Annotated in this window: 17 protein-coding genes; 3 read left to right on the top strand and 14 right to left on the bottom strand. The window is 47.8% G+C overall.

Annotation, left to right across the window (positions count from 1 at the left end; all coding sequences use genetic code 11):
- Nucleotides 1-513 precede the first annotated feature (513 nt).
- The 14 genes from JM642_RS18150 to sirA all read right to left on the bottom strand — a co-directional run bounded on the left by JM642_RS18150 (nt 514) and on the right by sirA (nt 17,772).
- Nucleotides 514-2,475 (bottom strand): NERD domain-containing protein kinase family protein, encoded by a 1,962-nt coding sequence (locus JM642_RS18150; protein ID WP_203432290.1) that lies wholly within the window; start codon nt 2,473-2,475, stop codon nt 514-516.
- An 840-nt stretch (nt 2,476-3,315) separates the two neighbouring features.
- On the bottom strand, nt 3,316-3,945 hold the full coding sequence (locus JM642_RS18155) for a flavin reductase family protein (protein ID WP_203432291.1): 630 nt from the start codon (nt 3,943-3,945) through the stop codon (nt 3,316-3,318).
- Nucleotides 3,946-4,090: 145 nt separating this feature from the next.
- Nucleotides 4,091-6,223: a M13 family metallopeptidase gene (locus JM642_RS18160; RefSeq protein WP_203432292.1), complete on the bottom strand. Its 2,133-nt coding sequence runs from the start codon at nt 6,221-6,223 to the stop codon at nt 4,091-4,093.
- A gap of 220 nt (nt 6,224-6,443) precedes the next feature.
- On the bottom strand, nt 6,444-7,727 hold the full coding sequence (locus JM642_RS18165) for a helix-turn-helix domain-containing protein (RefSeq protein ID WP_037413903.1): 1,284 nt from the start codon (nt 7,725-7,727) through the stop codon (nt 6,444-6,446).
- A 214-nt stretch (nt 7,728-7,941) separates the two neighbouring features.
- The gene (locus JM642_RS18170; protein WP_203432293.1) at nt 7,942-8,838 is read right to left on the bottom strand and encodes an ABC transporter permease subunit; all 897 of its coding nucleotides are present in this window, start codon (nt 8,836-8,838) and stop codon (nt 7,942-7,944) included.
- Nucleotides 8,835-9,881, bottom strand: a complete 1,047-nt coding sequence (locus JM642_RS18175) for an ABC transporter ATP-binding protein (RefSeq protein WP_203432294.1) — start codon at nt 9,879-9,881, stop codon at nt 8,835-8,837. The genes JM642_RS18170 and JM642_RS18175 overlap by 4 nt, the downstream gene beginning before the upstream one ends.
- A complete protein-coding gene (nosD, locus tag JM642_RS18180; protein WP_203432295.1) occupies nt 9,878-11,152 on the bottom strand; it encodes a nitrous oxide reductase family maturation protein NosD in 1,275 nt (424 codons plus the stop codon). Before nosD ends, JM642_RS18175 begins: the two co-directional genes overlap by 4 nt.
- Before the next feature lie 10 nt (nt 11,153-11,162).
- Nucleotides 11,163-11,654 (bottom strand): nitrous oxide reductase accessory protein NosL, encoded by a 492-nt coding sequence (locus JM642_RS18185; RefSeq protein ID WP_037413896.1) that lies wholly within the window; start codon nt 11,652-11,654, stop codon nt 11,163-11,165.
- A 117-nt stretch (nt 11,655-11,771) separates the two neighbouring features.
- Nucleotides 11,772-12,719: an NrfD/PsrC family molybdoenzyme membrane anchor subunit gene (gene nrfD, locus JM642_RS18190; RefSeq protein ID WP_037427338.1), complete on the bottom strand. Its 948-nt coding sequence runs from the start codon at nt 12,717-12,719 to the stop codon at nt 11,772-11,774.
- A 2-nt stretch (nt 12,720-12,721) separates the two neighbouring features.
- On the bottom strand, nt 12,722-13,429 hold the full coding sequence (locus JM642_RS18195) for a 4Fe-4S dicluster domain-containing protein (RefSeq protein WP_037413892.1): 708 nt from the start codon (nt 13,427-13,429) through the stop codon (nt 12,722-12,724).
- Nucleotides 13,430-13,515: 86 nt separating this feature from the next.
- On the bottom strand, nt 13,516-14,190 hold the full coding sequence (locus JM642_RS18200) for a tetratricopeptide repeat protein (protein ID WP_203432296.1): 675 nt from the start codon (nt 14,188-14,190) through the stop codon (nt 13,516-13,518).
- Between the two features lie 77 nt (nt 14,191-14,267).
- Nucleotides 14,268-15,047, bottom strand: coding sequence for an FKBP-type peptidyl-prolyl cis-trans isomerase (locus JM642_RS18205; RefSeq protein ID WP_037413888.1), 780 nt, complete (start codon nt 15,045-15,047; stop codon nt 14,268-14,270).
- Nucleotides 15,048-15,140: 93 nt separating this feature from the next.
- A complete protein-coding gene (locus JM642_RS18210) occupies nt 15,141-15,581 on the bottom strand; it encodes a rhodanese-like domain-containing protein (protein ID WP_037427342.1) in 441 nt (146 codons plus the stop codon).
- Nucleotides 15,582-15,642: 61 nt separating this feature from the next.
- Nucleotides 15,643-17,772 (bottom strand): dissimilatory sulfite reductase SirA, encoded by a 2,130-nt coding sequence (gene sirA / locus JM642_RS18215; RefSeq protein WP_037413884.1) that lies wholly within the window; start codon nt 17,770-17,772, stop codon nt 15,643-15,645.
- Between the two features lie 502 nt (nt 17,773-18,274).
- Between sirA and JM642_RS18220 the strand changes: the two genes are divergently transcribed.
- From JM642_RS18220 to JM642_RS18230, 3 genes are read left to right on the top strand one after another with little or no spacing between them, the layout of a single operon-like run.
- The gene (locus tag JM642_RS18220) at nt 18,275-20,332 is read left to right on the top strand and encodes a heme lyase CcmF/NrfE family subunit (RefSeq protein ID WP_203432297.1); all 2,058 of its coding nucleotides are present in this window, start codon (nt 18,275-18,277) and stop codon (nt 20,330-20,332) included.
- 4 nt (nt 20,333-20,336) lie between these two features.
- Nucleotides 20,337-20,786 carry a cytochrome c-type biogenesis protein gene (locus JM642_RS18225; RefSeq protein WP_055648686.1) on the top strand — a complete coding sequence of 150 codons (450 nt, stop codon included), beginning with the start codon at nt 20,337-20,339 and terminating at the stop codon, nt 20,784-20,786.
- 16 nt (nt 20,787-20,802) lie between these two features.
- Complete coding sequence (locus tag JM642_RS18230) at nt 20,803-21,387, top strand: TlpA disulfide reductase family protein (RefSeq protein WP_037413878.1); 585 nt, start codon at nt 20,803-20,805, stop codon at nt 21,385-21,387.
- Nucleotides 21,388-21,571 lie beyond the last annotated feature (184 nt).

Raw genomic sequence — 21,571 nt, forward strand, 5'->3', positions numbered from 1 at the left:
GATTTCTAATTTAAATATGAACTTTATAGCGTTATTTTTCCATTTAATATACTTACTTTTCAAAATAGTACAAGAAAGATGGGACAGGCAGAACTCTTTTGATATACACAGCTAACCCAGAAATAGCGGAAGCTCACCTTCCCCTGCGAAAGGGCGTTGAAGAAAATCGCGTGAGCGAGGCCTGGATGCCTCGCTAGCTTTCGGACTATCTGTTTAATACAAAGGGGGGATGTACCATCGGAAGCGTTAGCAATTTTCGAATAAGCACGAAGCCAGTAACCAATGCATGTAACTTCGCTAGGGATGTCTTGGCTGATGTGAAAACAATAGGCAAGGAGGATAGGACGAGCAGTCCTCCTTGGTCGACTCTTTATAAAAAATAGGGAGTGAAGTCTCACGACTTTGATTTTGACTCTGATTTAAAGCTAGAAACTCCACCCAAACCCACGGTTAACACTAAAAGCTACAACTCGGTTTGCCCGCGCCCTGCCTACCCTTAACCGCCACGCAAAGTTAGCAAACAATCCCAAACTGTTCGGCATAACTGCGTTTGGGATCTAAAGGTAATTCAAAGGAGAGCACTTGGTGACAAGCATCAAACAATTCCTCTCCAAACCATTGTTTATCAAATGAATGCAACGCATTAATGATGTCTTTTTGCCCCATATCCCCTTTCAAGGAGGCAGGGGTCAGCGCATCAATAAAGCTGGCGACGAGTCCAAAAAGATCCCGCTCGGCCTGACCTTCAAATGACCATAGGGTTGGATCGGCATATTGGGCCGCATAATAGCTTGCTGCAATATCGAGTCCGACCCCAAAGTTCACTAATACCGCCTTGTCAGCATGGCAAATGATGTTTTTGGGGCAGATGGCACCATGGAAAATATCAAGGCGATGCAAGTATTGCAGCGCGGACAATAACTGAGTAAACCATTGTCTCGGTTGCCCTATTTCAATATTTGACACAGTATCAATAGCGTCGCCTTGCTCCCATGCCCTAGCGATAAATAGCGCTTCGCTTTCTGGCAATTGGCCAAAAGCTAACACCTTTTCAATATGGGGATGATATATCTTCGATAAACTGCGATAGAGGTTACTTAGCATTGGCCAATCGGCATCGACCTGATGATAAATTGATAATCCGCATGCATATTGTCCCTGAAGGTGTAATGCCTGCCACAATTGACTATGGACGGATTCGGTGATCTGGCGTTCGAGGCGGTAATGGTGATCAACGACTGCTCCCTCTTTGATAACAATAGCTTGCGGTAACGTATCACACACGCCAATGTCGATAATGGCACTGAGATCGCTGCGCAGTGCATCCAAATCATTGGTGCCTCCTGCTATGGCCTGTCGATACCATTGGTAAATGCGTGGCTGGCGCGTTTGTTCCGCGAGGGCAAGAAAACGACTCGCATACAGCTGAATATCCGCCGATGTTGAAATAGAGTCTTTAATATCAATAAACTCAACGTCACCTTCCTCTGAAATAAATACGCAGTTTTCCGCCCACCCTCCAACGGTATAACCGCGACGATGTATTTGCTGTAGGCTCGAAACAGAGCGGCGAAGTATTTCAAGTAATTGATAGGTTGTTAATTCGGTGAGCGAGAGCATATTCATCGGCAAGCCACGCGGCATGCGGATAGGCAGCACTAATTGTTCGCCGTCTTGGATCAGCGGTGCGCAGTAGGGGACGCCACTGCACCCTGATAGTGCCTGCATGCGCTGAAATTCATCCCGTAAACGCTGCTCATGCACCGCGGCCTCTTCACTGTGATCGAACTGAATGGGTAATAAAATCTTCAGTAACCATGGTGCAGTCCAACCTCCCGGTTGATATTCGGCCTGCCATACCTCCAGTCCTTGCTGTAAAAACAAGCATTTTAGCTTAATAAAATCTTGGATCTTATTATTGCGTTGCTCCACCAATGCCACTTGACCTATGGTATTGAGCACTATTTCCTTTTGCTTTTCCGTTACCGGATGCTTGTGTGGAGCCGTTAAGCCCCATTCCTTTGTTAACGCGGCGATGATCTGCTTGGGCGTGTAAATACTCAGTGTGCCTTCATCCTTCTCAAGCTCAATTTCCTCCCCTTTGCGTCCAGTAACAAACACCATGCCTTGGCACCAAGGAGCATAAACACCCACGGGGATTTTGTGCTTGAGCTTACCGGCGAGTACACGGGCAACATAATTGGCTTTAGCTAGGCTGTTATCCACATCACGACCATCGAGTAACCACGCATGTAGCCCTGCATTCAGTCTTCCCATGTAACCTTTAACATCAACAACATATACCCCCCATTCCCCAACGACTAGGGCATCAACCTCCATCGCCTGTCCCGATTGCGTGGGGATTTCGACATTGGTTAGTAGCAAATAATCATCGGGAAGCTCTTCGGCAAGTAAACTGAATGCCCAACGCTCGGCATCGTTAACTGGCGTGCCAAAGCTGATATGTTTTGCCATAGGGGTCTCTGTTACTGAATAGATAAAAGTGAGTTAATACTAATCAAGCACTCGTTAAAAAACCACCATTAAGGTAGTTTTTTATATTAAATTCAGTCACTAAAGCATGTAAATTTGCTAGGAGAGTGCTGTAAAGCAGCGTTATGAACGAGAGTTATGGATAATGTACTGGCAGTTAGATATAGACGTTGTTTAGTAAGGCTCTTGTTAACAAAGAGGCAAGAGGGAATTGCTGTTGATCCCCTCTTGGCCGACTCTTGATTAAAAATCAGGGGTGAAACCCCACGACTTTGATTTTGATTTAAAACTCAAACGTAGTTTGAGTACCATCACCTATACCTGTGGTCTATGCAAATCAAACCTTAATTCTTCCGAAATCCCATAGTAGGCCGATGGGCCGCCAGCCCGCAGCACGGGTTCGGCGAGTGAAGGAAGCCGCCAAAAAAGATGGGACAGGCAGAACTCTTTTGAGATACACAGCTAACCCAGAAATAGCAGAAGTTCACCTTCCCCTGCGAAGTTGTCGAAATACGCAAATAAAAATGCCGTGGCGACATCATGGATGATGGCGCAGGCTCGGGGGGACAGGGATGTCCCATCTGAGCCGTTAGGCGATTTTTATTGGAGTATGAGACAGGTAACCAATGCATGTAACTTCGCTAGGGGCGTCTTGGAGAATCCAAGGAGGATAGGACGAGCAGTCCTCCTTGGTCGGGTGTGGGGTGAAGCCCCACGACTTTGACTTTGATTTTAAAAAAAGCTTTAGATTGCTCTGCCATGAGATACCAAAACTCAAACGAAGTTTAAAAACTCACAGCCCTGCGGCGAATGAGCAACCCCTTACACCTGTGGTCTATGCAAATCAAACCGTAACGCTTCCGAAATCCCATAGTAGGCCGATGGGCCGCCGGCGCGCAGCACGGGTTCGGCGAGGGCGGTTTGATACACGCCGTCACTATCGAGTAAATGCTTGGCGATATGCACGGCAACCACTTCACCTAAGACAAGCCAAGTATCAATCTTGTCGCCATTGGCGGCAGTTAATTGAATACATTGAGAAAGCTTACACTCAAAATTCACTGGGCTTTCGGCCACCAGCTCGGCTTGAACGATAGTGCCAGCCTTTGGGGTAAGTCCGGCAAAGGCAAACTCGTCCTCCCCACGGGGTAACATGGCGGAAGTTTGATTCATTTTCTCGGCAAGGCTGCGGGTAGTGAGATTCCACACAAATTCGCCGGTGTCGACGATATTAGCAACACTGTCCTTCCAGCCCGTGCTGGCAAAGCCGATGATAGGTGGTTTGTAGTTGAAACAATTGAAAAAACTATAGGGCGCAAGGTTGCGTTGTCCCTGTGCATTGCGGGAGGAGATCCAACCTATAGGCCTGGGGGCTATAATGGCATTTAAGGGATCGTGCGCCAGTCCATGTCCTTTGCTCGGTTCGTAAAAATAGCGGTTTTCTACACTCATGCCTCATCCCTTAATCGCAATGAAAATACTCAAGCATCATCTTACAGGACTTCGGCGAACCGCTAAATATTCTAATGGTTGAATAGCGCAAAGTATAAGGGGAACAATATGTTCCCCTTAGTTGATGCTGTTTAAGACGATGAACTTACCAGATCTTCACGCGATCCTCTGGCGCTAAGTACAGCTTGTCGCCAGGTTTCACATCGAATGCTGTGTACCAAGCATCTAAGTTACGCACGGTCAGCGCGCGGTACATGCCAGGGGCATGACCATCGGTCGCCACGCGGGCACGCAGGGCTTCGTCACGCATCTTGGTTGCCCAAGTCTGGGCGAAGCCGATAAAGAAGCGTTGGTCGCCGGTAAAGCCATCGATAACCGGTGCAGGTTTACCGTTAAGCGAGGCATGGTAGGCATCGAGTGCGGCCGCTAAGCCCGCCACGTCGGCAATGTTTTCACCTAAGGTCAGCTTGCCGTTTACATGCAAATCTGGGAATGGCGCATAGGCATCAAACTGCTTAGCCAGTGCCTCACCTTGTTTGGCAAATTGAGCAAAGTCCGCTGGCGTCCACCAGTTACGCATTGCGCCCGTCGAGTCGAACGCCGCACCATTGTTATCGAAGCTATGGCTGATTTCATGGCCAATCACAGCGCCAATCGCACCATAGTTGTAGGCGGTATCGGCCTTAGCATCGAAGAATGGCGGCTGTAAAATCCCCGCAGGGAAGTTAAGCGCATTCTGCACCGGCAGGTTAACTGCGTTAACCACTTGCGGCGTCATCCACCACTCGCCCTTGTCCATTGGTTTGCCGATTTTGGCGAGTTGATGGGCGTATTCCACCTTTTCACCATTGATAGCATTGGCATAGGCATTGGTTCGCGATACGGCATAGGCATCGTAATTGCGCCATTTATCAGGGTAACCCACGCCAACGGCGATGGTCGCGACCTTAGCTAAGGCTTCCTGCTTGGTTGAAGGGTCCATCCACTCGAGTTTTTCGACCCGCTTACCAAAGGCACTGACGATGTTATCCACCATAGTGCTAACTTCGGCCTTGGCCGAGACCGGGAAATAATGCTCGGCGTAGGCGCGGCCCACGGCATCACCAAGGTACTCATCCAAGGCACTCAAGGCGCGTTTATCACGGCTGCGCTGTTCGGGTGTGCCTGACAGCTTAGTGCCGTTAAAGGCAAAAGAAGCGTTATCGATAGCCGATGGCAATACATCGGCGTGGCTGTTGATATGGTGGAATATCAGCCAGTCTTTCCACGCATCCAACGGCTCAGAGGCCACCAACGCCGACAGGCCAGTAATGGCACTGGCATGGTAAGCGGCAAATCTGTCTTGCTTGCCAAGCTGGGCGGCATCTAAAAAGGCGGTCCAGTCGATGCCCGGAGCTTTAGCGTCAAAGTCGGCGCGGCTCCACACACCCGATGCCTTAGTGAAATCTTCACTGTCTTCACGGCTGGCGTGGGCGCTAGCGATCTTGTGTTCGAGGGCAAAAATGCGCTCGGCACGGGCAGCGGCATCGCTGATGCCCGCATCGGTCAGCAGGGTCTCGATATAGGCACGGTAAGCGGTGCGGATCTCGACCATTTTAGGGTCGTCCGACAGATAGTATTCGCGCTCGGGTAAACCTAAACCGCCTTGCAGTAGGTAAGGCAGCACTTCGCCCGGCGTCGCCAGACCTTGGGTGACGAAAATACCGAAGAGGTTTTCGGTGAAAAAGTCGGTGGCATTGAGCGGGTCCACATCAGCGCGCAGGTTAGCACCAAGCGCCGCCGATAAGGTCTGTTTATCCGCAATGGCTTGATAACGGGCTAAATCGGCTTCCATTGGCTTCATGCCCGCCGCATCGATTGCCGCAGTGTTAGTGTACGCCTTGTAGAAATCGGCAATGCGCGCATCATCGCTGCCAGCGGCGTGTTCGGCCTTGACTAAGTCGGCAATCAGGCTGGTCTTATGCTTTTCCGTCTCTTGGAAAGCCACTAAAAATGCACCCGTGCTTGAGCGATCGGCGGGGATCTCAGTGGTTTTCATCCACTCGCCATTGGCGTAGGTATAAAAGTCATCGCCGGGTTTCACCTTGGGCGACATGGCCGCGAGGTTAATGCCAATCGGCATGGCGGGTTGGCTGGCGGCGGGCGCTGCGCTGGTTTGTACTTTTGCAGCATTGTCGCTGGCGGCAGCGGCGGTTTCCTTGGTGTTATCACCACAGGCAGTTAATCCCGTCAGTACTGTTGTTGACAGTAATAAGGCGGGGATCAGGCGGTCCGACATAAGAGACTCCTTCCGTTGTTATTCTTGTATTTTTGGTATTTTGGCTAATCTAGATGCTTGCTAGCATGGTCTGGCAGTGTAACTGGCGATATGGTGGGATGTAAAAGAAACTCACACTTTATGATAGAAAGTTAATGCAAAGTCTTTAATACACGCTTTTGAGCGACGAGCCCAAAACAAAACAGCCGATGGCTATCGGCTGTTTTAATAACATGCGAAGTTAGAGTTTGACTTGGGTGTACTGAGTCCACGCCAGCAGTTGCCCCATTTGCGGGACGATCCAAACGGCTGTGTCCTTATTTTGATAAACCCGATAATAGAACAGATCTTCATCGCGAATATCGTGCTTACGAATCGCGCGGTAAAACTGCATTGCCGAGTGGCTCACTTCATCGGGTTTGGTCAGCTCTTTTTGTGATACTTTGACATGAAAAACATCCACATTGAGATCACCTATCTGGGTTTGATATTGCTCAAAATCGCCCCGAATCGTGTACTTAATCGGTGTGGTTAAACAGTCCTGATCGGTAATGCATGAGGTGGAGTAAAACTTGCCTCGACTTTGCCCCTCGTACACCAGCGACATGCTGAGATCCGTGCGAACCAGTAACTCACCAGCCACCGGAAAATAAATATCCGCATGGTAGTTATGCTCCAGTAGCTCCCCAACCCCTTTATCATCAACAGGTAAGACTACACGGTTGTAGCGGATCCGCTCTTCCATCTTTTTACTAAGTGGAATAAATTCCGCCATGCTCAGGCCAGCGGGTTTAGCATCAATCGAAGTGATATTGATGATGCCTTTGCCAGTACAATCCTTGGCATCTAACGCAGGGCATATTGCCATCGAATAGTTTTTACCATCCGTTGACGCAAAGGCACTGAAATAAGGTAAGCCATCGATATGATTGCCTTCTGGGGCTAAATGTTTTTGCCACCACGAGGGGTGTAAATGCTCTTCATCATCGATATACAACACCTGCGCCGTACCTAAGGTGCCACCAATATTCAGGCTGATATATTTATCGGCATTCCATTTCGCGACATGCTTCACCACAGCATGGTGATCGCTCCAGTACCAGATCAAGGTGAGGATCATCCCCAGCATGACGATACCAGCAACCTTAGTCCAAGCAGAGACACCCACAATCGCATCGCGGATAGCATCGGCATCGTTAATCGCCAACATTTTTACATGGGACTGTTCTGAGACGTGCAATTGATAACCGCGGCGCGCCACAGTTTTGAGCTGTACCTCGGTATAAGGCTCTAATTTTTTACGTAATGTGCTGATGCATTGGGTCAAAGAGGTTGGTGCGACCACGCGATCTGGCCAGCCTACTTGCAGCAATTCTTCCTTGGTAAAAATGGCATTCGGCGATGACAGCAGCAACACGAGTACGGCGGCTTCTGAAAAAGTCAGGCCGATCTCGGTTCCATGAACATGGTCAACCAGCAGCTTGGCCTGTTCATCTAGCATGAGGTATGAAGTAATTTTATGCATGTTAAGCGCCCAAAACTAAGCCAAAACAATAGACTATGATTGCGCTAACAACGGGCAAACACAGTGAAACTCAGTTTCACCCGAGAGCAACCGTGACTTGTGGCTACCAAATCAAGATGGCTTATTTTACCTTTTAACAACATAAAATACTGTGACTCTACACTCAGTTTACCTATTGTTTTTTAAGCGTAAATTTAAACTAATGCAGGGGTATCTAAACTTCTTGGCGATTAAAAATAACGCAACAAACCAGTAGCAAAACAGTCAACCAGCCCACAAATACACCATACATTAAGGGCAAGCCCATACCCGTTTGGGAAATTAGGGCGAGAGTACTCTTTGCCGATAAGGTATCGGCAGGGTTTGCGAGTAAGTTTAAAGCCCGGAAAAGATCGGTAGGATTGATTAAAATCAATAGGTTAAATAGTTGACGATTCAGTACTTCAGCCATACTGACGAGGGCTGTTAATAGTACCAAATCGTAGACCAACACCAACACAAACCAAAGCAGCAGTAATACACCTAAAGCTTTGGCTTTTTCCCGCACACACAGGCTCACGCAGTAACCTAAGAGTACAAACACTAAGGACAATAAAATTCCGCTACCCATCAGATGAATAAAGCCAATCACTAAGGCCAGCCGTGCGTGTTCGGCTCCAAGGACAAGCAGCAACAAGGCCGTTAAGCCAAATCCCAATAAACAGGCAGTGGCCATCACATAGGCGTGGCCGAGTAATTTGCCACAAACCAAATGCCAACGGGCTAAGGGGTAAGTCAGCAACAACAGCAAGGTGCCCGATTCCCGCTCACCAACAAAGCTATCGTAGCTAAGTAAAATGGCACCCAAAGGTAAAATAAACACCGCGAGCGTGACTAAACCAGAAAAAATTTGCGCGCTCTCAAATACCACTAAACTGCCCGATACTGCGCTGCCCATAAAACTCACACACAGCGAAAGAATCAATAACATACCCGCCATAAGCCATAACCAACGGTTACGCAGATTGTCTTTAAATTCTTTTACCGCAACGGCTTGAATCAATGCCAGCGCCATAGGAGGACGAAAACTCGACAAGCCTTGCTGCTTTTCTAACTGACAGATTTGGCTCATGCCACTAACTCCGAATTAAGGTTTTCTGTACCCGCAAAGGTGTTGCAACTGGACCCGCTCTGGGGGTGAAGATTCGCCATATAACAATGAAAAATATCCTGTAAACTCGGCGGCACAATAGAAAACTCATGGATCTTCAGGGAGTGTAATTGCTGTATCACCTTGGCTTTTAGCGCATCAGGCACCCTTAAGCACACTCGGTCTGAGGCTGAGGGTTCTAACAGTGAGGCGAACAACGCTTGGCTTAGCAACTGCTGATATTGCAGCGGCGTAAAGTGATGCAATTCAATCAGGCTGGGTAGCGAGGTTGCAGCCCTAAGACTATGCAAATTCCCCGAGGCAAGCATCTGGCCTTGGCCTAAAATCAGCGCGCTATCCATTTGATCTTGCACTAAACCTAACTCGTGGGTACTGATAATGATCGCGCAGCCTTGGGCCTTAAGTTGCGCCATTTTTTGATACAAAAAGGCCGATGCCAGAGGGTCGAGCCCGACAGTCGGTTCATCCAGCAGCAACACTTTAGGGTCGGCCAGCACCGCCTGCGCTAAGCCTAAACGTTGGCGCATTCCCTTGGAAAAGGTGCGCAGCCGTTTATCCTTAGCCGCCATAAGACCAAACTCTTCCAGTAAAAGGTTGACTCGCACAGGTTCAACGCCCTTAAGCTTGGCAAAGTAGCTTAAGAGTTCATGCGCCGTCATATTGTCATAAAAGCTTACATTTTCAGGCAAATAGCCTAAAGATAAACTCGCATTGACCCGCTTGGCTTGTACCTCTTGCCCCTGCACAAATAACTGGCCCGCGCTTGGGGATACCAAGCCTAAAATCATTTTGATCAGGGTAGATTTACCGGCACCATTATGGCCTAGCAGCGCTAAGGTTTGGCCTGTAAGCACCTCAAAATTAAGATTTTTTACCGCTTCAAATTCAGCATACCGCTTGCTCAATCCCACGGCCTTAACAGCCACTTGCCCTTGGGCGGCAGTTTGCTTTGTCATTAATGTCAGCGCCTGTGGATTGATGGCGTTGTTGGTAAAATGGCTCATATTCCATCTCCCTCTGTGGTCAGTCGCATTAAGGGGAAACTATCACTCACACCGCTGACACTCGTTGGCTGAAACTGTCGCTCTACCCAACGCAGCAGCAATACCACCGGGCTTTCCATCAGTAGTTTCGCCTCGGGATAGAGCCAAAATAGCTTGTCTAAATTGTCGTTGGGTCTGTGGGTAACATCCCCCACTCCGTCGCCATTAGCATCCCAGCCGCGGTATTCAGACCAGTAATTGCCCTGCCCCTGATAACTCCACTCCAGCTGAGCTTCACCGACGTACTTAACTTGGGTCTGATTGGCTAAAATACGATTATGCCAAAGGCGGTTTGCTTCGCCGCCCATCGCCATGCTGATCCCAGTATCACTGTGACTAAATTCATTATCTTGAATGCGATTATTCTGCGCGGCGTAGATAAAAATGCCCTTGCCTTCGTTACCGAGTTCTACCGAACCTTGGGGATGCTTCACGTCTGTGGCGATATTCGCCTGAATATGAGAGTCGTTGGTGATATTAAGCAGAATGCCAAAGTCCCGCGCTTGGCTGACGCGATTATGGTGCAGGTAGATTTGTTGTGAATTCATCAATGCGTAGCCGCCGTCGACGCTAATCGCTTGATTGTTTGAGGCTTCATCACCTCGGGTATACATGTAGTGGATGCCGTATTGAAGCTTAGCGAATTGATTATGGTGAATTTTGCTGTCCGTCACCGACTCGAGATATATCCCATCGCGGACAAAGATAACATGATTTTGTTGCACATCGGGCGCGGTCACATGCTTAAGGAAAATCCCATCGCCTCGGTCTAATACATAGATAGCGCCATTGCCACTGATGCTATTTTCAAGAATACGGGGCGCAGCAAGTTGTTCGCCATAAATCCCAAAGCCATCCCCCACCAGCCGATTGCCCTTGATAAGCACCTCGTCTGCCCCGGGCTGCAATAAAATGCCTGCATCATGGTAATAAAGATCCCGCCCCCAATGGCGGATATTGAGCCCTTCGACAATCACTTTGGGTGCAGTAATGGTGAGGGCGCTGCCTTGGCGTAGGGCATCGAGGGTCGCGCCCGCTTCGGCCTTAATATGAATGGAGCGGGTGACACTGAAATTACCTTCATACACTGCGGTATCAAGTACGAGTGTGTCACCGTCCTGCGCCTGCGCCAATGCTTGGGTTAAAGAGGCAGTATCTTTAACCCTTAACTCCTGCGTCACACCGATAAAGGATAAGGTGCAGAGCCAACAGAGGAGCAATAAACGCAGCATGATCAATCGCCTACTTATCGCCAGCGAGTAATTCGAGAGTGATATCTTCAAAGGTTAATACGCGTCCACCGTATTCCTTTGCAAAGGCTTCGGCGGCGGCTTTAGTACTAAAAGGTGCGACTGCTGGCCCCATCACGGCTTTTTTACTGGTGCCGTAAACATAAAATGCGCTGGCGGCATCGATAAAGGCGCCATCGTCAGGCTGTTCCCAATCGGTTGTCGCGGCGTCATGCACCATCATGTAAGCAATTTGTCTTTTATTTTCAGGCTGTAAGGCAAAGTTAAACATATCGCGGCTAGAGCAAAACTTAGGCACCATCTTCTCGGCCTTAAGGTGTACTTGCCCCTTTGGTCCAGGGTATTTAGTGATCACCATACCGCATAGGTGGCAACGATCATGCTCGTGGATCATCTCGGCTTTGTGTTGGTGATCGGTCGCTTCACTCTTATTGCAGCCTAATAACAAAGGAGCGAGTAGTAACAACCCAAAGAACTTTTTCATGCTGTTAATCCTTTGAAAAATATCAACGCCTCGCCAAGGCACCTTGCAGGGACAGACCTCTTGCGACGAGGGTTGATAAAAAAATGGTTCATCAAAGGCCGAGGCCTTAGTACATCGTTAAATCGCGTAGTTTTGGCCCGCTAACAGGATAAAGAGTCGTAGACACATCATCCCCACTACCGCACACATTCCCGACATATAAAACGCTTTGGCCGAATGGCTAAAATGTTTACCCGTCGCAAAGTTCAGTAGCAGTGGCGCGGCAAAGCCGATACCTACAACACCAATCCAGAATACGCTTGCCCACACACCTTCATGGAAGGCGGCAAAAGCAAATTGACCACCGGCATTACCCGTTAATAGTGCTGTCGCGATCATGAAAATAAACATGGCTTCGGCGAACATAATGGGCCACTCAGCGCCGTGCAGAATCTTCATTTCGCCGCTGTGCAGGGGCTCTTTAAATAACCACACCGCCAGCATTTTGGCTGAAGCGCCACCCGCGGATAGACCCGAGGCAATAAACAGCGCAGGGAGTACCGAGGTGTTGATCAGCGGGAAGCGGATCAGCGCAGAAATCAAGAAGCCTGTGTAAGCACACACTGATAACGCCAGTATTAAAACGAGCGCTTCCATTGGGCGTCTAAAGCCTTTTAACTTGGCAATAATCGGCGCTAAAAACTTCAATTGTGGGATGGCCATCAGCTCTTTTTCGAGGGCTAAAAGTGCCACCACTGCCACTAACGGGATATACACCGACAGCGCAATAACACCAATCGACATCACAGAATTTAAGTTATAAAACACCAAAATTCGCCAGAAGAATAAGGGGTTAGTCAAGTCGAGTACCAGACATAACATCCCTAAGCTAATGGTTACAAAGGACAGCAAAGTCGCGGCTTTTAAGAAGGCGGTATTTTCAACCTGGCCTAGGTAAAAACGCAGCGCCAGCGCAATGGTTAACGCCCCGCCCGAAATCCCCGCGAAAAATAAATACACTGCAATCGGCCAAGGCCAAGCAACGCCTTGGGATAAGCCGAGGGTAAATTCCATACTGGTATCCATATTTACACTCCCAGTTTGACGATTGGTATGTAACGTAAGCTCGGCTCAGTACCAAACTGCGGCTTAATCCGCACTGAGTCTTTTACCGCCAATAACTTACTCACATAGGACTGAGGATCGTTGGCATCACCAAAGATCAGCGCATCGTACTTACAGCTCTGCACGCAGGCGGGTAATTCACCCTTGGCTAGCTTACTGTTTAGACAGAAATCGCAGTTATCGGCCACATCCGTCTCTTTGTTGATGTAGCGGGCGTTGTAAGGGCAAGCACCAATACAGTACTTACAACCCGCGCATTTGCTCGCATCCATAGTCACGATGCCCGTTTTCGCGTCGCGGTGCGCCGCGCCCGTTGGACAAACCGTGACACAGGGGGCGTTTTTACACTGCTGGCAGGAAACCCGCACAAACTTACGCTCACAGTCGCAACTCATCTTGCCGCAATGAGGGCAGGCTTGACCTTCAACACGACCACTTTGCTGCTCAAGGATTACCCGAGAAACACCCGCGGGTAAGTTGTTTGCTTGGTTACAGGCGGTTTTACAATCACCACAACCGACACATTTATTTTGGTCAAACACCATGACGTAATGGGACTTATGGGCGCTGTCAGCATCTTCTTTGACCGAACAACCCGCTAAAGGTGTTAACATCAAAGAGCACATGCCAGCGCTTTTAAGGAACCTCCGTCTCTCTATATTTTCACTCACAACATCCTCCATCTATCGGTTTTATACCGACGTTTTTATTTATATCGTTATCGTTCCTACATGCCTGAAAATGGCTAGCGACTTGATTAATATCCACTTTCATTCAATTTGCTTTGGGCCTTGCCAATGGCGTTTAAAATGGCCTCACGATTAATCTCTGCCGTTGGCTGTAACAGTAGTGCCTGCCAATGGTCTATCGCCTCTTGGTAACGCCCATGAAGATACGCATCGGTGGCCTGTAACATGCGGGTCTGCGGCTCAAAGGGCGCAAACGCCAAGATCTGTGCAATCAGCGCTTGGGTTTGCGGCGTCATTTGGCGACCATCGCGGTAATAGAGTGCATTCGCTTTAGCACCGAGCACCTCGGCATCCTCTCCCACCAACGCAAGCAACTTGTCTAAGGTCTGCACCGCATCGCTGTATAAACCACCCGCGCTATAGGCCTGGGCAAGTGACATCAATGCCAGCGGGTTTTGTGGTTGATCGTCCACCAGGCGAACGGCTTTGGTAATGTCGGCTGCCACTAAGTAGTCAATATGTTCATTGACTATGCCCTTATCCCAATCCTGATAACGCCCCGTTTGGCTGTAGATAGCGAGCGTCATAGCAAGCAATACACCACTGCACAGCACTGGCAACCCAGGGGAGACTAAAGGCAGCCCCGCAACGGTTTGCTGTTGATTTAAGCGTGCGTGTTGCCAAAATATCCAAGCAACAAATCCGCTTAATAGGAGTGCGATGGTGAACCCTAAACTTGCCATACCTAACCTCTTTGCTTGCCGCCCCAGGCTTATGACTGAGCGAACAAAACCGAACGCTCAGTCCCCGATGTTTGCTCTTAGTGAGCAGGCATCATGCCCATCATGCGGGCTTCTTTTTTCTCACTTGGCTTTTCGATATTTTTCAGTTCGATTTCAAAGATCAAGGTAGATTGCGGTGGAATTTCACCCACAAATTCATTGCCATAGGCTAAGTTTGCTGGGATAACAAAGCGGTATTTAGAGCCCATAGGCATCAGTTTTAAGCCTTCTTCCCAACCAGGGATTACCGTCATTAAGGCAAAACGCGTAGGGTCTTTGCGGCCAACGGTATTTTCAAATTCAGTACCATCGATAAGCTTGCCAACGTATTCTACGGTGACAACATCCTCAGGATTAGGTTTGTTACCGGTTCCTTGGGTTAACACTTCATATTGCAGGCCGGATTCGGTCACAATCACGCCAGCTTTCTTTTTGTTTTCAGCAAGAAAGGCTTCACCCGCCTTGGTATTTTCAGCAGCTAATTTTTCAGCGTTGGCTTTTCTCACTTGATTTAATTCTTCGGCGCGTTGATTGAGATACGTCACCACTTCTTCATCGGTTAATTGCTGTTGTTTTTTCAGCGCGTCCACAAAACCTTGAACCACTAAGTCCACATTCACTTCTGCGCCCAGTTCCACTTGGTTATAAACCTGGCCAGAAATGTAGTTACCGACAGAGGCACCGATACTGTAAGACGCTTTATCTGCATCGGTTTTAAGGCTTGGGGCGGCAAAGCTCGCCATAGACACAAACAGTGCGGCGCAGGTCGCCACTGTGATGGTTTTTGGGATAAAAGACGTTGGCATAGATGTTTTCATTTTATGTTCTCTACAATTTAGCCCTAGGGCTTGGTGCGTTAGCCGAAAACGTATGGACATTGCCCATAACCGATTAATATATTTATTTGATTACTAGGGTTTTTCTGTTGTTCTTCCAGACATGCGCCAACCGAAAATGCCATCGGCCATATGGCGTACACCGGTGTAACCTAGCTTCATGGTTTCCCGTGCCGCCATGTTGCTGGCGGTACAAAGGCGGTTAGCGCAATAAAACACCATCACCGCATCTTTATTCTTTGGAAGTAACTCTCTCCAATTTTGAACATTGAAAAAAACCGCCCCGGGGATAAAACCTTCCGCCCAGATTTCCAGCGTGTTTACGTCGAAAAAATAAACCCCTTGCTTACCGACTAAGGTCTCTGCTTCCCGCATGGAAATAGGATTCAACTGAATTTCGTTATAGGGTGCTTCAGAAATATCAGAACCGCCCCCTGCAATGGCTGGAAGGCTGATGCCACCCAAGCTCAGTGCCATTAAGCCGCCTATCAGGCTTTGTCGGATCACGTTATTCATTATTTGGCCTCGTATATTCCCCGGCACGGATGTGCCGGGGACAAGTTAGACTCGAGTCGAACTAGATTTTCTGTGCGCTCAGACCTTTACCATCGATAATGGCTTGGGCTTGAGTGACATAGGTTAAGGCTGCATCGAGACGTTTCAGTGAGTAAGTTGGGCCGTGCGCACCCCATGAGCCGTCAGCCTTGATCAGGCGAACAACATCTTGGGCTTTGTCGGTCAACATCAGCACTTGAGTCTTGTCTTCTACCGACAGCTTGGTGACTTCTAACAGCTTGTCGATACGGGCAAGGGCTTGTTCTACTTGGGCAAAAGTTTCTTTAACTGGTTTTTGCCACTTTTGAACTTCGCCGTAAATTTCCATCTGGTCTTCAAAGTGCAGACCCACTTCAAGTTCAGATTGGAACTGGCTGTGACAACCTTTGTTTTCCACTACATCGTGGTCTGAAGCCGAAGTACGGGCACAGGTCCACATCAAGTCGAGGTAGTTGTAGCCGTTTTCATCTTTCGCCACAGTCCAACCTTTGGTCGTCGCATCGCGAGACTTACCTTCTGGTGGGTTAAGGGTCTTACGCAGTGGATCGACATCAATCTTCCACATGTGTGACTTACGAACGTTGTCGAAGCCCGCCATATCTGGGAATTGGATCGCAGTGAAGTTTTCACAGCTTCCCATGTTTGGCATGTGACAGCTTTGGCAAGTTTGGTTGCTGTGGGTGTTAGTGTTCTTAGCAATCTCGGCTTGAGCCGTATGACACTCAGTACACTCTTTGATGATTTTTGGTTTAGTAATGCCTGACTTCCAATCACCATCAGTCACTTCGTGAGGATCGTGACAGGTTGAACAACGCATGCCTTTGTCATAGTGAGCAGAGGCAAACATTTGTGAACCTTCAGTACCGCAAGATGGGCAAGAAGATTTCATCTTCACGTTGAAAGCATATTCCAGCTTCTCTTTACCCTGTGGCGTTTCAGCTAACTCTTCAACAAAGTTGAAGCGTTGGTGACAACGTTCACAGTTAGATGGCATACCGCCACCAATACCGCCGTCTAAGTGGCCGCCTGCGCCATGACACTCTTCACAGGTAATCCCTTTAGAAATCGTGTGTTTTTGCAGCTCTTTCGGGTTACCTAAAGCAGCAAAGAATTCATCTTTCGTTTGGAAGTCAAACTTGAAGCTATGGCACATTTCGCAATAGGAGCTAGCAGGTTGGAATAGGAATTCCTTCTCATACTTAGCACCGTATGAGCTCATGCCCCATTGGTGTGAACCGCTGGTACCAAAATCTTCCATTTTGACGGGGAAACTTGGAATAGCTTTGTTAATTTTTGCAGCCATTTCAGGAGTTAACCACTCAGCCCAACCGCGGGAGAATTGGTTACCACCAGCGACCATAGTACCAGTGCCATCTTTCAACAGACCGTCTTTCACATGGTAAGTACCGCGCACTAGGTAGGCGTCGATAAAACCATATTTAGTACGTGGCGTACCCACAGTCGCGTAGATAGCGTCTGGCGTAATACCCGATGGCAGAATCGTGGTATCTTTGGTGGTATACATGGTTTTTTTCAGGTCGTTATCGACTTCTGGATGTTCGCCAGGGAAGCGAATCGTCTTAGAGTGACGTGAACGTCTCCATTTTTCGTATTGCGGGCCATGACACTCACCGCATTTTTCTGGGCCCACAAACTTGTTAGGGAAATCTAAAATCGATTTTGCCCCTAAACGGTATTGCAGTGCTTTTGGACGCTGACCATCGTTATAAGAGCTATAACGTACAGCGGTGCCATCGGTTGAGTTCACTTCTTTACTGTGTTTACTGTAAGCAACACTGTCACCACCGTGTAAATATTCTTCACCACGGTCACTGACTTTATAAGTGCCTTTTAAACGACCTTCTGCGTCATATTTAAAAACTGGGTGATTTTCAAATAGAAAATCAAACAATTCTTGCTCTTGAACAATATAATCCTGCAGTGTTTTAACACCACGGGATTTCTCCATTAAATTTTCATTTAAATTGGGGTTAGCCAAGATATCTTGAGTATAGTGAGTTTGTTGTTTATTACCCACACCAGGGACCACTTTACCATCCGATTTAGCATCGGATGCGATTGTGGTAGCGCTTACGGCAGAACCTAAACAAAACAGCACGCCTAAGGCTGTTTTGGTTTTCCATCGCTTCATCATTCACTCCTAATTTATCATTAGTTTTATATTTTCCACTGAACCTAACTGTTCACTGAACGACATAAACAATTGACCAGTGACGGCATAATGAATGAGAGAAAAAGCAAAAAATCTGCGCTAGAGCACATTAAATTTCGATTCAGAAATCAATAGAGATAAAAATCAAAAAATACATATAAATCATAAAGTTGATAAAATTTCATTAGTGATTTTTTAGATTTTAAATCTGTTTTTTTACATCTAAAAAAACCTAAAAACAGCTTTGATTTTTCAAAAAGAACCAAAGCCACAAATGACAATTTTAATACCGAGACAGATCACATTCCTTCCGTTAAAACTCAGTTACCCTGCAAGCCAATCGTGGAATGGGTAAAGACTTCACATCTAACTTACCTAGATAAAAACAAATAAGTCTGTACCGATTAACCGCTAAAAAGTAACCTCTCATTAATTTCAGTATTAATGTAAATCGATAACTAATGCCATGCAGGAAATATCAATGATAAATATGATTCCAGAAATAGGGCACATATTGCTAATCATAAGTACTGTTTTTGCATTATTGTCGGCGACGAATCATTTAATTGGTAGTTACCGGAATAATTTTTACCTAATCCACTTTGGCAATAAATTATTTTACGCACTATTTATTACCTTATTTGCCGCACTGTGTAGCTTAATATTTAGCTTTATTAGCGATGATTTTTCAGTCGCCTATGTTGCCAACCATTCTAATAGTCAACTCGCTCTGGGCTATAAAATTGCGGCCGTGTGGGGCAGCCATGAAGGCTCAATGTTATTCTGGGTGTTCGCCATTGCCCTGTGGGGTGCGGTGATCAATTGGCGTCAAGCGACGCATAACGCCAAGCTCGACCTCGCCAATTTACAGGCTGATAGGGCTTACTTTGGCAGAGTTCTCGCCATTTTGGCCTTAGTGATCCTCGGCTTTAATTTGTTTTTACTCTTTACCTCCAATCCCTTTGCCCGCTTACTCCCAAACATTCCAGTCGAAGGACGCGACCTTAACCCCATATTGCAGGACATTGGCTTAATACTGCATCCACCAATGCTGTTTTTAGGTTATGTTGGGCTAACGGTTTGCTTTGCCGCTGCACTGGCATCACTCATTGGGGGCAAGTTACCTGTTCGCCAGCTCGATTACCTTCGCCCGTGGGTGTTACTGGCGTGGATTTTCCTTACTGGTGGCAATGCCTTTGGTTCTTGGTGGGCCTATAACGAACTGGGCTGGGGCGGATGGTGGTTTTGGGACCCTGTAGAAAACGCGTCATTTATTCCTTGGCTGGTCGCGACCGCGCTGGTGCATTCTTTAGTGCTCACCCGAAAAACACAGGGCTTTACCCTTACCACACTGTTTTTATGTTTATTAGCATTCTCCCTCAGTTTGTTAGGCAGCTTTTTGGTGCGTTCCGGTATCGTGCAATCGGTACATGCCTTTGCTGCTGACCCAACCAGAGGTATGTCAATCCTATGTTTATTAGTGCTTTTTGTTGGTGCGGCCCTATTTATTTTTGCGATAAAAGCCCCCGCACTGAGACGAGAAGTCACCCATGCGCTATTAAGCAAAGAGACCTTTTTACTGCTTGGGGTGATCGTGCTGGTAGTCGCGGCTTTTTCCGTACTACTTGGCACCTTTTATCCCCTGATATATGAGCTGTTAAACTTAGGTACTTTGTCGGTGGGCGCACCTTATTTTAATGCGATTTTTGTCCCATTGACCTTTATCGCTGTCGTCTTAATGGGCCTCGCCCCGCTACTCAATTGGGGGCAATCCACCCACAAACCACTCAAGGTATTGGCCGTCCCTACTGTAGCCATTGCCATTATTGCAGCAGTGCTGGGTTATCAAACTAAAGGCGATGGCGCATTATTCCTCGTTCTTGGCAGTGCCAGCGCGTTATTTTTATTGTTATGCCTTGGTTTGAGTCTAAAGATGATACTCAAGCCACCACGCGGCGCTCCAGAACACTTATCCACAGCACGACCAATCCAGCCGTCAGCATCAAAGCGCGCAAGGGTCGCCATGATGCTCGGCCACTTCGGGGTTGTAGTGACGATTATCGGCGCAACATCGGTATCTTTTTTCGAACAGGAAGCCCTGCTACGAATGGGGCCAGGCCAGGGTAAACCGTTAGCGGATTATGTGCTGGTGTATGAGAGTACCGAGCAAGTTGAGAGCCAAAGTTTTACCGCTATTCAGGCCAATATCAGTGTACGCGATGCCAAGCAGGACGATCGAGTTCTGGGCTATATCCAACCACAAAGACAAACCTTTAAAAGCAATGGTATGGAAATGTCCCACGCGGGCATCGACCACGGTTTTTGGCGCGATATTTACGTCTCAATGGGACTGCAACTGAGCGACACTGAGTACCTGATCCGCATTAGCTATAAACCATTGGCGACTTGGATTTGGCTAGGCGCCATGTTGATGATGCTCGCAGGAGCTATCGCTGCGTGGCCCGTCAGACAAGTTCGCCATGTCGAACACACAGAAGCACTGAGGGCAGCAGGTACCCCTCAGCTAGGGAGACTGTAACCCCATGAATCCATTATTTCGCTCCCCCTATTTGAGTTTATTGTTTTGGTTGTTGTCACTCATCCTCTGTTTTGGCGGGACAACCTTTCTCGCGACGGCACAGGAAAGCTCGGATATGGGCACATCCTATCAGCAACAGGCAATAGCGATCAGCAAAGTACTGCGCTGCCCAATGGCGACCAACCAAACCTTATTCGAGTCGCAGGCACCTATCGCCCATGAGCTCAAGGGGCAAATTTTTTCGCTGCTAGAACAAGGCTATAAACGGGATGAGATCCTCGATTTTATGGTGCAGCGCTACGGTGAAAAAATCCGTTATCAGCCGGAATTAAAACCCTCAACACTGGCGCTTTGGCTAGGCCCACTGGCGTTATTAATCATAGGGTTAGGCTTAGGTCTTACCCTGATAAAACGCAAGTCACCTGCCGCTAACAACGCGACTCGCTCAGTTTGAATATAAGGATAAACCCATGAAATCATCCACAGCCAAGCTCACCCTCCTTTGCACTTCATTGCTGCTGAGCTGCGTCGTGCAGGCCCATTCTCTGCAAAACAAACTCTATGACACTGGCGAAGCAATTCCAAAACCACGAGTCATGACGGGTTTTATTGAGATGCAACATGCCCGCGGGATACCCGAAGTGCCTTTTATGGATGAAGCAGGGCAAGCACAAAGCCTCAAACAACATCAAGGTAAGCTTACGCTAGTAAACCTCTGGGCAACTTGGTGTGTCCCTTGTTTAAGGGAAATCCCCGAGCTGCAAAAACTACAACAGCAATTTGCCGATAAAAAAATCGCTATTGTGCCAATTTCAATTGATGAAGAGATAAAAGAAGTACGCCCGTTTCTTAATCAGCATGGTTTTAATCAATACAGCACTTGGCTCGACCCCAACAAAAATATCGAGCAGATCATTCCTGCCAATGTGGTTCCTGCGACTTATTTATTTGATGCAAAAGGTAATCTTGTTGGATTTGTTCGTGGCTATTTAGATTGGTCTGACAAAGAGGTTGCCCCTTATTTGGATAAGCTGATCGCAAAATACGCACAATAAGCCGTTAACCCAGCGGTCAATGACGAGGTCTTTAGTGACTTAGTCCGTGCCTGTTAATCAAATCTCCATTCGGTGTCCACCCTAATCTTTGCCGAAACCCGCTGCTCCCCGATTTGGCAGCGGGTATTTTTTACTTCAAGGCCAGCACACTTTGTATTCTGCGCCACCTTTCTTTAGAATTGCC

Origin of the sequence: Shewanella sp. LZH-2, from assembly GCF_016859145.1 — a bacterium.
In the GTDB taxonomy this organism is placed as follows: domain Bacteria; phylum Pseudomonadota; class Gammaproteobacteria; order Enterobacterales; family Shewanellaceae; genus Shewanella; species Shewanella xiamenensis.